This window comes from Achromobacter sp. ACM01, from assembly GCF_014851745.1.
Taxonomy (GTDB): domain Bacteria; phylum Pseudomonadota; class Gammaproteobacteria; order Burkholderiales; family Burkholderiaceae_B; genus Achromobacter; species Achromobacter aegrifaciens.
Genome location: NZ_JACVAF010000005.1, coordinates 205489 through 217733 on the forward strand (window position 1 = coordinate 205489; position 12245 = coordinate 217733).

Annotated in this window: 16 protein-coding genes; 5 read left to right on the forward strand and 11 right to left on the reverse strand. The window is 66.0% G+C overall.

Annotation, left to right across the window (positions count from 1 at the left end; translation table 11 throughout):
• Nucleotides 1-57: 57 nt before the first annotated feature.
• On the reverse strand, nt 58-1248 hold the full coding sequence (locus tag IB268_RS23705) for an MFS transporter (RefSeq protein ID WP_175181415.1): 1191 nt from the start codon (nt 1246-1248) through the stop codon (nt 58-60).
• Between the two features lie 92 nt (nt 1249-1340).
• Between IB268_RS23705 and IB268_RS23710 the strand changes: the two genes are divergently transcribed.
• The 4 genes from IB268_RS23710 to IB268_RS31110 all read left to right on the forward strand — a co-directional run bounded on the left by IB268_RS23710 (nt 1341) and on the right by IB268_RS31110 (nt 4434).
• Nucleotides 1341-1925, forward strand: coding sequence for a TetR/AcrR family transcriptional regulator (locus tag IB268_RS23710; RefSeq protein ID WP_119449347.1), 585 nt, complete (start codon nt 1341-1343; stop codon nt 1923-1925).
• A 117-nt stretch (nt 1926-2042) separates the two neighbouring features.
• On the forward strand, nt 2043-3485 hold the full coding sequence (locus IB268_RS23715; protein ID WP_054456067.1) for an MFS transporter: 1443 nt from the start codon (nt 2043-2045) through the stop codon (nt 3483-3485).
• A gap of 94 nt (nt 3486-3579) precedes the next feature.
• Nucleotides 3580-3888 (forward strand): hypothetical protein, encoded by a 309-nt coding sequence (locus IB268_RS23720; protein WP_059373681.1) that lies wholly within the window; start codon nt 3580-3582, stop codon nt 3886-3888.
• A 339-nt stretch (nt 3889-4227) separates the two neighbouring features.
• Nucleotides 4228-4434, forward strand: a complete 207-nt coding sequence (locus tag IB268_RS31110) for a hypothetical protein (RefSeq protein ID WP_225590306.1) — start codon at nt 4228-4230, stop codon at nt 4432-4434.
• Between the two features lies 1 nt (nt 4435).
• On the opposite strand, the gene IB268_RS23730 is transcribed toward IB268_RS31110, so the two are convergent.
• Nucleotides 4436-6085: an intermembrane transport protein PqiB gene (locus IB268_RS23730; protein ID WP_054456064.1), complete on the reverse strand. Its 1650-nt coding sequence runs from the start codon at nt 6083-6085 to the stop codon at nt 4436-4438.
• A gap of 176 nt (nt 6086-6261) precedes the next feature.
• Here IB268_RS23730 and IB268_RS23735 point away from each other — a divergent pair, with 176 nt between their 5' ends.
• Entirely contained in the window at nt 6262-6747 is a 486-nt protein-coding gene (locus tag IB268_RS23735; RefSeq protein WP_054456062.1) for a GNAT family N-acetyltransferase, read from the forward strand.
• 21 nt (nt 6748-6768) lie between these two features.
• Here IB268_RS23735 and IB268_RS23740 read toward each other — a convergent pair whose 3' ends face one another.
• The 9 genes from IB268_RS23740 to IB268_RS23780 form a co-directional block, all read right to left on the reverse strand.
• Nucleotides 6769-7077 carry a hypothetical protein gene (locus IB268_RS23740; RefSeq protein ID WP_054456059.1) on the reverse strand — a complete coding sequence of 103 codons (309 nt, stop codon included), beginning with the start codon at nt 7075-7077 and terminating at the stop codon, nt 6769-6771.
• Between the two features lie 66 nt (nt 7078-7143).
• Nucleotides 7144-8001, reverse strand: coding sequence for a 3-deoxy-8-phosphooctulonate synthase (gene kdsA / locus IB268_RS23745; protein ID WP_192354896.1), 858 nt, complete (start codon nt 7999-8001; stop codon nt 7144-7146).
• A gap of 93 nt (nt 8002-8094) precedes the next feature.
• Nucleotides 8095-8658, reverse strand: coding sequence for a cytochrome b (locus tag IB268_RS23750; RefSeq protein ID WP_192354897.1), 564 nt, complete (start codon nt 8656-8658; stop codon nt 8095-8097).
• A gap of 77 nt (nt 8659-8735) precedes the next feature.
• Entirely contained in the window at nt 8736-9425 is a 690-nt protein-coding gene (locus tag IB268_RS23755) for an MgtC/SapB family protein (protein ID WP_059373609.1), read from the reverse strand.
• A 51-nt stretch (nt 9426-9476) separates the two neighbouring features.
• On the reverse strand, nt 9477-10190 hold the full coding sequence (gene aqpZ, locus IB268_RS23760; RefSeq protein WP_054456051.1) for an aquaporin Z: 714 nt from the start codon (nt 10188-10190) through the stop codon (nt 9477-9479).
• Between the two features lie 259 nt (nt 10191-10449).
• Nucleotides 10450-10842 carry a VOC family protein gene (locus IB268_RS23765; RefSeq protein ID WP_119449342.1) on the reverse strand — a complete coding sequence of 131 codons (393 nt, stop codon included), beginning with the start codon at nt 10840-10842 and terminating at the stop codon, nt 10450-10452.
• Between the two features lie 116 nt (nt 10843-10958).
• Nucleotides 10959-11288 carry a hypothetical protein gene (locus IB268_RS23770; protein WP_054456047.1) on the reverse strand — a complete coding sequence of 110 codons (330 nt, stop codon included), beginning with the start codon at nt 11286-11288 and terminating at the stop codon, nt 10959-10961.
• Nucleotides 11289-11331: 43 nt separating this feature from the next.
• Nucleotides 11332-11664: a hypothetical protein gene (locus IB268_RS23775; RefSeq protein WP_054456045.1), complete on the reverse strand. Its 333-nt coding sequence runs from the start codon at nt 11662-11664 to the stop codon at nt 11332-11334.
• A gap of 170 nt (nt 11665-11834) precedes the next feature.
• Nucleotides 11835-12194, reverse strand: a complete 360-nt coding sequence (locus IB268_RS23780; RefSeq protein WP_192354898.1) for a Rap1a/Tai family immunity protein — start codon at nt 12192-12194, stop codon at nt 11835-11837.
• Nucleotides 12195-12245 lie beyond the last annotated feature (51 nt).

The following is a 12245-nucleotide window of genomic DNA, read 5'->3' on the forward strand; positions in this document are numbered from 1 at the left end:
CTCCTTGCGGCGCGCCTGGTGAGGGCGCCGGACTCCCCATTCTATCGGCCGGCCTGGTCAGGCGCCGGCGCGACCGGCCACGGGACTGCGTCCCACCGGCATGGCGGCCAGCAGCACGATGGCGCCCGCCCCTACCGCCGTCCAGAATCCCGCACCCACGCCGTAGTGGTCGACCACCCAGCCCGCCAGCGCCGCGCCCGCCGCTACGCCCGCACCCAGGCCAGTCACCAGCCACGTCAGGCCTTCCGTCAGGCGATGGCCAGGCACGCTGCTTTCCACCAGCGCCATCGCGATGATCATGGTCGGCGCGAACGACAGGCCGGCCAGCAGCACGCCCAGCACCAGGGTCAGCAGATCGTTCACCAGCAGCAGCGGAACCGTGGTGAACGCCGTGACCGCCGCCGCGACCACAAGCAGGCGGGCCAGCGGCATCTGGAACTTCAGTACGCCGAACACCAGGCCGGCCACGCAGGAACCCAGGGCATAGGCCGACAGCACCAGGCTGGCGCCGGCCGGCATGCCCTGCTGCCGGGCAAAGGCGACGCTCAGGACGTCGATGGTGCCGACGATGACGCCCATGGCGGCCATCATCGCCAGCAGGGACCGCATCGGCGGCATGCGCAACACCGACGCCTGACGCCCTTCCTGCGTAAACCGCACGGCAGGCGCCGTGGCCCGCTGCAGCACGAAGGCCGTGACGCCCACCGCGAGCAGCAGCGCCGCGAACAAGGGGCCAGCCTGCGGAAAGAACAGCGCGCTCAGCCCGACGGCCAGCGGCGGGCCGACGATGAAGCTCAGCTCGTCGGCCACGGACTCCAGCGCGTAGGCGGTGCGCAACTGCGGCTGGTCCCTGAATATCTCGGTCCAGCGCGCGCGTATCATGGCCGGCATGCTGGGCAAGGCGCCAGCCAGCGCGGCGAAGACAAACAGGGTCCACTCGGGCGCATTCCATTGCACGCAGGCCGCCAGGCCAACCAGCCCCGCGACGCACAGGCCCGCGGCTACCGGCAGCACCCTGCCCTGGCCATGGCGGTCCACCAGGCGGGAAATCCGCGGCGCCAGCAAGGCCGTGGCCAGCGCAAACGTGGCGGCGACGGCGCCCGCCAACGCGTAGGACCCGCGCACCTCGGACAGCATGGTGATGATGCCGATGCCGATCATGGGCAAAGGCAGGCGGGCGATGGCGCCGGCCAGGACAAAACCCAGTGCGCCGGGCGCCTGGAACAACTCGCGATACGGATTCGACACCGGAAACCTTTGATTGCCATGGACAGCGGCATCGTATTCACATACGATGCGTATGTCAATTTACATACGTATCGTATGTGCATGGAGAGAGCATGACGCGTTCCCGCGCCGAGATGATCGAAGCCACCCGCGCGAAACTGTTGGCCACGGCCCGGCAAGCCTTCCGCGATGTCGGCTATGCGGCCACGTCCATGGACGACTTCACGGCGGCGGCGGGGTTGACCCGGGGCGCCCTGTACCACCACTTCGGCGACAAGAAAGGCCTGCTCGCCGCCGTGGTCGAACAGATCGACGGCGAAATGGACCAGCGCCTGGCGGCCATCGCAGCGCAGGCGCCCGATGCCTGGTCCGCCTTGCAGGGACGCTGCCGCGCGTATCTGCAGATGGCGGCCGAAACCGAGATCCGGCGCATCGTGCTGCAAGATGCACGGGCGGTGCTGGGCGGGGCGGCGGACGGCTCGCAGCAACACTGCATTGCTTCGCTCGCCGCGCTGTTGCAGACGATGATGGATCAGGACCTGATCGAAGCCGCCGCGCCGCAGGCGCTGGCGCGGCTGATCAACGGCAGCCTGGTCGAAAGTGCCTTCTGGATCGCGCAGGACGCCAAGGACGGCCCGCGTCTGGCGCAGGCCTTGCAGGCGCTGGACCTGCTGCTGCGCGGCTTGCTCAAGCGCTGACCGCCGCCGCGGCGAGGACTGCGGCGCTCGTACACAGCGTTTGCTGTTGCACGCCGGCATGCGTATTATCCAATAAATATCTTGTTTAAATAATTTTTCTCGAAGGCGGAAGACCGCGTGAGCACCGGCACAACCCATGTTTCAAGCGCGTCCTGGGCAGATCTGCTGCACGGGACCAATGCCCTGCGCTCGATCGCGCTGGCGGGCGGGGTGGCGCTGCACGCCATCAACGTCTACATCGTCACCACCATCCTGCCCAGCGTCATCAAGGACATCGGCGGCTTGGAGTATTACGCCTGGAACACCACACTGTTCGTCGTGACCTCCATCGTCGGGTCGGCGCTGTCGGCCAGACTGATCGAATCGCTGGGGCCGCGCGCGGCCTACCTGCTCGCCGTCGCGGTGTTCACCGCAGGTTCCGTGGTGTGCGCGCTGGCGCCGAGCATGCCGGCGCTGCTGGCCGGACGCAGCATCCAGGGCTTGGGTGGCGGCATCCTGTTTGCGCTCAGCTATGCCCTGATCCGCCTGGTATTCGAGGCGCCGCTCTGGTCGCGCGCAATGGCCCTGGTGTCCGGCATGTGGGGCGTCGCCACCCTGTGCGGCCCCGCCATCGGCGGCGTCTTCGCCCAGACCGGGCACTGGCGGCTGGCGTTCTGGGCCTTGTTGCCCGTGGCCGCCGCCCTGGCGGCGATCGTGGCCCTCAAGGTAGGCGGCAAGGAATCGGTTCCGGCCTCGCGGCCAAGCCCGCTGCCCGTGACCACGCTGGGCCTGCTGGTGGCCAGTGTGCTGGCGATCACGCTGGCCAGCCTGTCGACGGATCTGCGCTGGAATCTGGCGGGCATCGCCGCCGGACTGGCGATCGCCGCGCTGATCGCGGCGGTGGACCAGCGCGCCGCAAAGCGGCTGCTGCCGACCGGCGCCTACTCGATAGCCACGCCGCTGGGCGCGCTGTACGCGGTGATGTGCCTGGTGGTAGCGGCTATCACCACCGAAATCTTCGTGCCGTATTTCCTGCAGGTCATCCATGGCATGACACCGCTGGCGGCCGGCTACATGACGGCGGCCATGGCGGCGGGCTGGACCTTGGCCGCCATGCCCAGCGCCACCCGCAGCGGCCCGGCGGCGAATTTCCTGGTGCGCCTGAGTCCCATGGTGATCCTGGCCGCGCTGGCCGCCCTGGCCTATATGACGCCGCGCACGGCGCAACTGCAGTCCTACCCGGGGCTGGCGCTCTATGTGCTGGCGCTGGCCGGCGTGGGCTTCGGCATCGGCCTGAGCTGGCCGCACCTGCTGACGCGCATATTCACCGCGGCGCCTGCCGGCGAAGAAACCCTGACATCTTCGTCCATCACGACGGTGCAGCTTTACGCGACGGCATTGACGGCGGCGCTGGCCGGCGTCATCACCAATAGCGCAGGCCTGGCGGATCCCGGAGGCGTCGCGGGCGCACAGCATGCGGCGCAATGGCTGTTTGCTGCATTCGCGCTGGCGCCGGCCGGCGCCCTGCTGCTGCTCGGGCGCATCACGCGCAGCCATGCGCAGGACGCCATCCAGCAATAGCAGCCAGCCGGGCCCGCCAATTTCCGCCAAAGGCGGTATGGATGGCCCGGGCCGCTTTTGCTACGCTGGACGCTATCTGCAAGGGGTCCTGGCCATGATCAACAGAATCCGCGTGCTGACCGTCCAGCCGTCGTCGTTCTCGGCGCGTTTCGCGTTCCTGGGTATCGCCCTGCGCTGGACTCTGGGCGCAACGCCCCGCCCCAGCCGGCTGCTGATCGGGCCGCACGACCTCGAACCGGTAGGCTCCGAGGCAGCCTTCTGGCAATTCGCCTTGCGGCATGCCGCGACCGGCCGGTCCTTCCTGGTGACGCGCGGCGACCGCTGGGACCTGGCGGCGTCCGTGGACGGCGACGAAGTGCGGGCTTTCGGCCGCAAGTTCGCTTTGCGACAATGCCTGTTCTGATTCGGCCGGCGCGGACGCCTCGCGCGCCCGCCTGCACTGAAAGGAACAGCCATCTCAACGCCCGACACCACCGTCATCCATCTCAATGGCCCGATCAACAGCGGTAAATCCACGGTCGGCGCAGCGCTGGCCGGCCTGCTGCCCGCTGCACGCTTCATCGACGGCGACGATCACGACGCCCCCAGCCATCTGCCATACACCGAGCAATGGGCGCTGGCGCTGGCCCGCCTCACCAGGCTGATCGCCGAGGCGCAGGAGCGTTATCTGGTCATCGCCTACCCTTTGGAGCAGGATAGCTACGAGCAAATCCTGGCTGCGTGCCGGCAACGCGGCGCGTGCTTGCGCGTAGTGACCCTGGCCCCCACGCTTGCGGCCGCGCAATCGGACAGAGGCGGACGGGTATTGACCGATTGGGAGCGGGAGCGCGTCGCGCAGATGTACCGCGAAGGCTATGCCACGCGTCCGTTCAGCGACCTGGTGCTGGACACTTCAGGCACGGATGCGCAAACCAGCGCCCGCCAGATCGCGCAGTGGCTCGCGGCCTAGCCTAGCGCGCCGGCTGGCGCTGATACTGGGCATCGGGAGCGCGGCCGCGCAGCAACGACTCCGGATGCGCTTGCAGATAGTCCGACAGTTCCCGCAGCGACCGGGCCGCCCGCGACAGTTCCTGCAAGACTGCATTGGCATTGACCGGCAGGCCGGCGTCCGGATTCAACACCCCGCCCACGGCAGCCAAGGACTTGCTGGCCTGGCGCAGCATGGCTTGCGCCTCGGGCGCCAGGCGGGTATCGAGCCGCTTCATCAGGCTGGAAGTGGCGCGCAGCAATTGGCCCAGATCGGCGCCCAGCCCTTCGAACGGCACCCTGTCCAGCTTGGTGAGGATACTGTTGATCTGCTGCTGCAACTGATCCAGGTTGTTCGGCACGGTAGGAATGAAGGGATCCTCTTCCATCTTGAACGTCACCGGCTTGGCGTCGGGGAACACCGCCAAGGCGACATATAGCTGCCCGGTCAGCAGATTGCCGATACGCAGTTGCGCGCGCAGGCCCTGCTGGATCAAAGCGGCCAGCAGCTTGCCGCTGGGATGCTGCAGCGTCGAACCCGAGTATTCCTTGATTTCCTCGACCGTCTGCGCGCCCAGGCGTTCGGGGTAGACGGTGGCTCCGACCAGCGCATAGAACTGCTTGATCGCCGGATCGAACTCCAGGCGGATCGAGTCCACCTGGCCGATGGACGCGCCATACGCGTCGATGGGCGCGCCGACCACCAGCCCCCGGACCGACTGGTCAAAGCGCATGCGGATGTGCAGCGGCGTGCCATCGGGTTGCGCGCGGGCCGCGCCTTCAGACGAGAAGATGGTGAACTCGGCATCGGCCTTGGCCGCCACATGCGCATGCTGCTCGACGGTGTCGAACGCAACGCCCCCCACGATCACGGACAGCAGCGACTGCGAGCGCACCTGCAGGCCGCGCGCATCAACGCTGAAATCCACGCCGCTGGCATTCCAGAAGCGCGTGGCGCTGTTGACGAAGTCGTCATTGGGTGCGTCGATGAAAACCTGCACGTTGACGCCTTCCCCGCTGCTGTCCAGATGGTAGGCGACCACCTCGCCCACCGCGATGCGGCGGAAGTAGACGGGTGAACCTATGTCCAGCGAACCCAGGTCGTGGGCTTTGAGGGTGAAGCGCTTGCCGGCGCGGTCCTGCTGCACCTCGGGCGGCGTCTCCAGGCCGACGAAGCTGTACTTGGTGGCGCGGGTTTCGGTTTCCTGGCGGAACTGGTCGGACGGGTCCACGCCTATGTAGGCGCCGGAGAACAGGGTGCTCAGGCCCGATACGCCGCTCAGGGTCAGCCTGGGCCGGACCACCCAGAACATCGTCCCTTCCTGCAGCAGGCTGCCGGCGTCCTTGTTGATGCGCACGGTCGCGACGATACCGGAACGGTCCGAGTTCAAGGCCACGCGTTCGACCACGCCGACGACGACTTCCTTGTAGCGGACCTGGGTCTTGCCGGCCTCCAGCCCTTCGGCGGTCTGGAAGCTGATGGTGGCGGTGGGGCCGGCTTCCATCCAGACGCGTACGACCAGCGCCAGTCCGCCCACGGCTGCGATGAGAGGCACCAGCCAGATCCAGGACAGGCGACGCCTTTTACGGCTTGCGGCAGGCGTGCTGGCAACGGCGGACCCAGATTCAGGCATGGGAGATGTCCCCTGTTGTACGCATTGGACTCGAGGGCAGAACGCTTTCAAGAATCGCGCCCGCAGGGTCAGCGCGCAAGTAAGGGTATTCCCGGAATGGACGCGCTGGCCAAAAATGCGCGCCGCCCGATTCACGGGTAGGATAAGGCCCCCAAAAGCAGCAGCAGGAAGTACCCGTGACTATCGAAATTCGCCCCGCCGTCGCCTCGGACGCGGCCCAGATCCATGCCTTCATCACCGAGCTGGCCGTGTACGAACGCGCCGCCCATGAAGTGATCGCCAGCCCCGCGGACGTCGAGCGCACCCTGTTCGCCGAGAACGCGCCGGCCAAGGCCCTGATGTGCCTGCTGGACGGCAAACCCATCGGCTACGCCGTCTACTTCTACAGCTACTCGACCTGGCTGGGCAAGAACGGCATCTATCTGGAAGACCTGTACGTCACGCCGGAGCAGCGCGGCATCGGCGCGGGCCGCGATCTGTTGCGCCATCTGGCGCAAGAGGCGGTGGCCAATGGCTGCGGCCGCCTGGAATGGAGCGTGCTGGACTGGAACACGCCCGCCATCGATTTCTACAAGTCGATCGGCGCGCTGCCGCAGGATGAATGGGTGCGCTACCGGATGGCCGGAGACGCCCTGCTCAATTTCGCGCAGGGCCGGCGCTAGGCGCCTGCCGGGCTGCCCGCATCAGAATTCGGGCAGGTCGAAGAGCGTGTACAAGGTCGAGCTGGGAACCGGCGCGGACGCGAGGTGTTCGCGTCCGTCGTCATCCACCAGCACGCGCACCGGCCGCAACGCCACGCTCATGCCGTCCTGGCTGATGGCGGTTTCGACTTCCACGCCGTCCTTGATGGCCTCGATGACCTCGGATGCCGCCGCCGTCACCGGCTCGGTGACCCAGCCGGGGACGCCGCGTTCTGCCTGGCCCCAGCGCACATAGGCCACGTGCCCGCTGACGGGCTCTTTTCGAACGGCGACGATCACATACAAAGACATCCAGGCCTCCCCAATGTTTGGCCCGGATCGTATAACAACTTTGCGCAGCCGTTATGACCGCGGGATTCAGGGTTCGATGTCGATAGGGGCAAAGGACTTCACCAGGTCGTCCAGCATCTTCAACTGGGTCAGGAAGGGCTCCAGCTTGTCCAGCGGCAAGGCGCTGGGACCGTCGCACTTCGCGTTCTTGGGATCGGGGTGAGCTTCCAGGAACAGGCCGGCCAACCCCACGGCCATGCCCGCGCGCGCCAGTTCGGCCACCTGCTCGCGGCGGCCGCCCGATGCCGCATCCAGCGCCGAGCGCTGCTGCAAGGCATGCGTGACGTCGAAAATGAGCGGCCGGTTGCCGGACACTTTCTTCATCACGCCAAACCCTAGCATGTCTACAACCAGATTGTCATAGCCGAAGCAGGTACCGCGGTCGCACAGGATGAGCTTGTCGTTGCCGGCCTCGGTGCACTTCTCGACGATGTTCAGCATCTGGGTCGGGCTGAGGAACTGCGGCTTCTTGATGTTGATGATGCGCTGCGTCTTGGCCAACGCCACCACCAGGTCCGTTTGCCGCGCCAGGAAGGCCGGCAGTTGCAGGATGTCGACGACCTCGGCCACGGTCGCGGCCTGCCAGGGTTCGTGCACGTCGGTAATGACGGGCACGCCGAATTCCTTCTTGACCGCCTCGAAGATCTTCATGCCCTCTTCCAGGCCCGGGCCGCGATAGGAATGGATGGACGAGCGGTTGGCCTTGTCGAAGGAAGCCTTGAACACATACGGGATGCCCAGCTTGCGGGTGACGCGCTGGTATTCCTCGCAGGCGCGCAGCGCCAGTTCCTTGGATTCCAGCACGTTGATGCCGCCGAACAGCACGAAGGGGCGATCGTTCGCGCAGCTGATCGAGGAGGAGATAAACACTTCAGGGGCGGTCATGATGGGTACATCCTGTGGAAGTAAGGCAGTGATAGTGCGTAATGTACAACCTGCCCGGCCCGGCTTTCACGTCCCGCCCTTGCCGCGCGCTTCTCAGCGGCTGGAGAGCATGCGGCGCAGCACGCCGTCACGCAGGACATAGTGGTGGAACAAGCCGGCCAGGGCATGGAGCAGCGCCAGCACGATGATGCACCAGGCCACGGTGTTGTGCAGTCCGCCGATGAAGCGGCGCTGCTCGTGGTCGATGGCGATCAGCGTGGGCACGTCGAACAGGCCGAAGAAGGCGAACGGCTCACCCTGCGCCCAGCGGAACAGAAAGCCCAGCACGATCTGCGCCGCCATCAACAGGTACAGCAATCCGTGTACACCCGTACTAGCCGTGCGCAGCCAGCCCGTGGCGGCCGGCGGCGGGCGCCTGCCCGCGCTCACGCGCCAGATGGCGCGCAACACGAACACGGCGGCAAACAGCAGGCCGAACGAAATATGCAGGTGCTGCAGCAGGCGCCGCGTGGGCGTGCCGCGCGGCAGGAATTCCCAGATTTCGGCCAGCGCGAACAGGCCCACCACCAGCGCCGCCGTCAGCCAGTGAAACGCGATGCTGACGCGGTCATAGTGCACCAGGCCGGCGGGCCCGGCAGGGGGAATCGTTGTCGTCACGGAATACGCTCATCTTCTTGGAATCGGAGTGCAAGCGTATTGAGATCGGACTTACGGCGTCCTGATTCGGGCCGGCTTCAGGCGTTGCCGGTGTCGGAGGTCCACCTGGCCGAGTAGGTCTGCGGCAGCAGGCTGAGGCTGCCCACCAGTTGCTCCACCCGTTCGTCTTCCTGGCGCATGGAATAGACCACCGCGGTCACTTCGGAGCGGCCGCCGTCGCGCTGCTGGCTTTCCACGCCGCGCAGGCGCAGGCTGTGCTTGCCCAAGGCGTTCAGCAATTCCGCCCGCACCATGGCTTCGTCCGTGGAGGCGCAGGTCAAGGCGATGTTGTAGTAACGCTCTTCGGTTTCCGCATCGGGCACATAGCGGTCCATCAGCCTGGCGCCGCGCCGCAGCAGCACATTGGTGACCAGGATCAGCGCCGTGACCGCGCTGGCTTCGGCCAGGAAGCCATAGCCGGCAAGTACCCCTACGGCGCCGGTAGCCCAGATGGTGGCGGCCGCACTCAGGCCGCGTATGGTCAGGCCGTCGCGCATGATCAGGCCCGCACCCAGAAAGCCTATGCCGGTCACGACCTGGCTGCCCAGGCGCATGTCGTTGCCGGCGTCCAGCAGCGCCGGCAAGGCGGTATAGGCGGCCGCGCCCAGCGAGACCAGCGCATGCGTGACCACGCCGGCATAGTTCTGCCGCCATTGGCGCTCGGCGCCGATGGCGGCGCCAAGCAGCATGGCCAGCACAAGATTGATGGCGATTGAAAATTCGTTCATGGGACCAGGATCAGAGACTTGGCCCCATTATCGCCCGGTGCAGCGCCTGGCTCAGCTACGCTCCTGCGCGGGATCGCTGACCAGCCGGTAGGCGATGGCGCCGACGATCGCCCCGACGATGGGCGCGACCCAGAACAGCCACAGCTGCTCCAACGCCCAGCCGCCCACGAACAGCGCGGGGCCGGTGGAACGGGCCGGATTGACCGAGGTGTTCGTCACCGGAATGCTGATCAGGTGGATGAGCGTCAGCGCCAGTCCGATAGGAATCGCCGCGAAGCCGGCCGGCGCGCGCTTGCTGGTCGCCCCCAGGATCACGAAGATGAAGCCCGCGGTCAGCACGACTTCCGTCACCAGGGCGGAGACCATCGAGTACTTGCCCGGCGAATAGGCCCCGTAGCCGTTGGCCGCGAAATGGCTGCCCTTCAGATCGAAACCCAGCTTGCCGCTGGCAATGCAGGCCAGCACCGCAGCGGCCACGATCGCGCCCAGGACCTGGGCAATGACGTAAGGCAGGATTTCCTTGGCGGGAAAACGGCCGCCCGCCACCAGGCCCACCGTGACGGCCGGGTTGAAATGCCCGCCGGAAATATGGCCGACCGCGAACGCCATGGTCAGCACGGTCAGGCCGAAGGCCAGCGCCACGCCTGCGAAACCGATGCCCAGTTCCGGGAAACCGGCGGCCAGCACAGCGGCGCCGCAGCCCCCCAATACCAGCCAGAACGTGCCAAAGAACTCCGCGCCGCAACGCTTGGAAAGCGGATACATGTCGACTCCCGAAAACGAAAATGCCACGGTATCGCGGGGCGGCGACGGCAACTTCAAAGCAATGTAAATTCTTGACAATTCTTGAGCGCAGCCGGACGCGGACACCCCTGCCGCAACCAAGGTAACGGCGTAGGGCGGACTCGGGGATCGTCCGGACCGGCTAGACGGAAAGGCGCACGCCGCACGGACACCGATGATGCGGGCCGCAGCGGCAGCGTATCGGAGCGCTTGGCCCCGGCCACGGCGACGAGCGGCGTGCCTAGCCCTGCATGGGAGTGCAAAGCTCCACCAACGTGCCGTCCGGACAGCGCACATAGGAAACGACCTGCCCCCAAGGCTTGGAGACAGGCGCGCTCATTTCCGTGGCGCCCGCCGCAAGCGCGCGGGCGTGCGCCGCGGCCAGGTCGTCCGTCACGAAAGCCACTTCCATGCCCAACGGCTCGGCCGACGCCGATGCCGCTACATGGCCGCCGCCGAAGTTGGCGTCGGCCAGTTCATGCGCCGCGAACGACAAGGTGGTTTCGCCGGTGTCCAGTTCGCCGTAAGTCCGGGACTCGTGCAGAAAACGCCTGGCGAAACCGAATGCCTGTTCAAAAAAGGACAGCGACGCGGCGACGTCCGGCACGTAGATGATGGTGTATCCGAATTTCATGGTTCGTCCTGATCGTGGGAAAGGGCGCTTCTGCAGGTGCATGCGCCGGAGGCCTGATGGGATTGAACCAAATTACTGTTTATTTATCCAGTAAATTATGAAGTACCAAACCTCTCCTAAGCCGCCTCTTGGTGCAGCCCGCCGCTGGACCACCGGTCCACGTCGCGGATCAGATACAGCAGGAACTTGGTGTAAGCCACGTCCAGCGCCTGCACCCAGGCGGAGTTGTCGTGGCGGGCGCAGGACGCGCGGATGGCGCAATCCAGCGTTTCCGCCAGATGGCTGACCGTGGTCCCGGACATCCGGAAGCAGATCGGCGCCTGGCAGGAATGCCGGTGGGCGTGGCGCAGCGCGCTGTCGCGCGCCTGCGCCGTGGCGTGGGCATCGGCCACGTCCCGCAGCAAGCGGTTCAGGATTTCGCACCAGTCGGCCAACAGCTCATGCACGGCTCACCTCTCAGGGAACACGTCTGCGTCAGGATTCGGAGTACTAGGCGGGGGCGTGCAGCACCGTCACCAGCACGGTCGCGTCGCGCACGGCCTGCAGCGCGTGCGGTTCGTGCGCGGCCAACGCGACGAGCTGGTTTTCGCGCAACTGGCGCACGCCATCGCGCAATGCCAAGCTCACCTCTCCGGCGATGCAATGAATGGTGATTTCGCCCGCCACGGCATGTTGCGGCAGGCCCTTGCCGGCGGGCAGCGCCAATTGCAGCAGTTGCATATGCGCCGTCTTCATCAGGCTGACGCTGACGGCCTCCCCGTGTTCGCGATGCGGGGTGCGTATATCGATGACATCCAGAAATGCAGCGTGCTTGAGCGCCATGGAAGGCTCTCCTTATCGTGCTGTGTACGGGGCTGTTTGAGAGGCTGTTGCGATACCGGCCAGCGGCAAGCCTCCACCGAAGAGCGCGAAGATATATCAAAAATGTGCTTTCGGCACGGGAGGTTATCCCTAGGAGCAAGACCAACTTGTCGAAGCCCGACTGCCGCCCCTCAATCGCCGATCCCATCCCTGCAAGGAAATGCGCCCATGAAAGATGCCACGATCAGGACTCGGCCCGACATGTGGCGCACCTCGTGGCTGGCACGGGCGTACTTGACGAAGATGTCCGCTAGCTGACGCGCGGACACCCTCTTGGGCGAACAGATATCGGACTTCGTCTTGGCCGCAGTCCCAGCCACAACCAAGCCATCCCAGACGCCGAGGACATATGACAAGCATTGAGTCTCTTCGATGGGGTCACTCGACTGACAAACGGAGAGCCAATAATCTCCGGACGATGAATCATCAGCATGCGCGACGCCCGAGAACATCAAGGCGACTACCGCACATAGGACGTTGACCTTCAGCATTGCACTGACCCCTCTCATGATTCCCTCTCGGTTTTTCCCCTCCATCAAGGA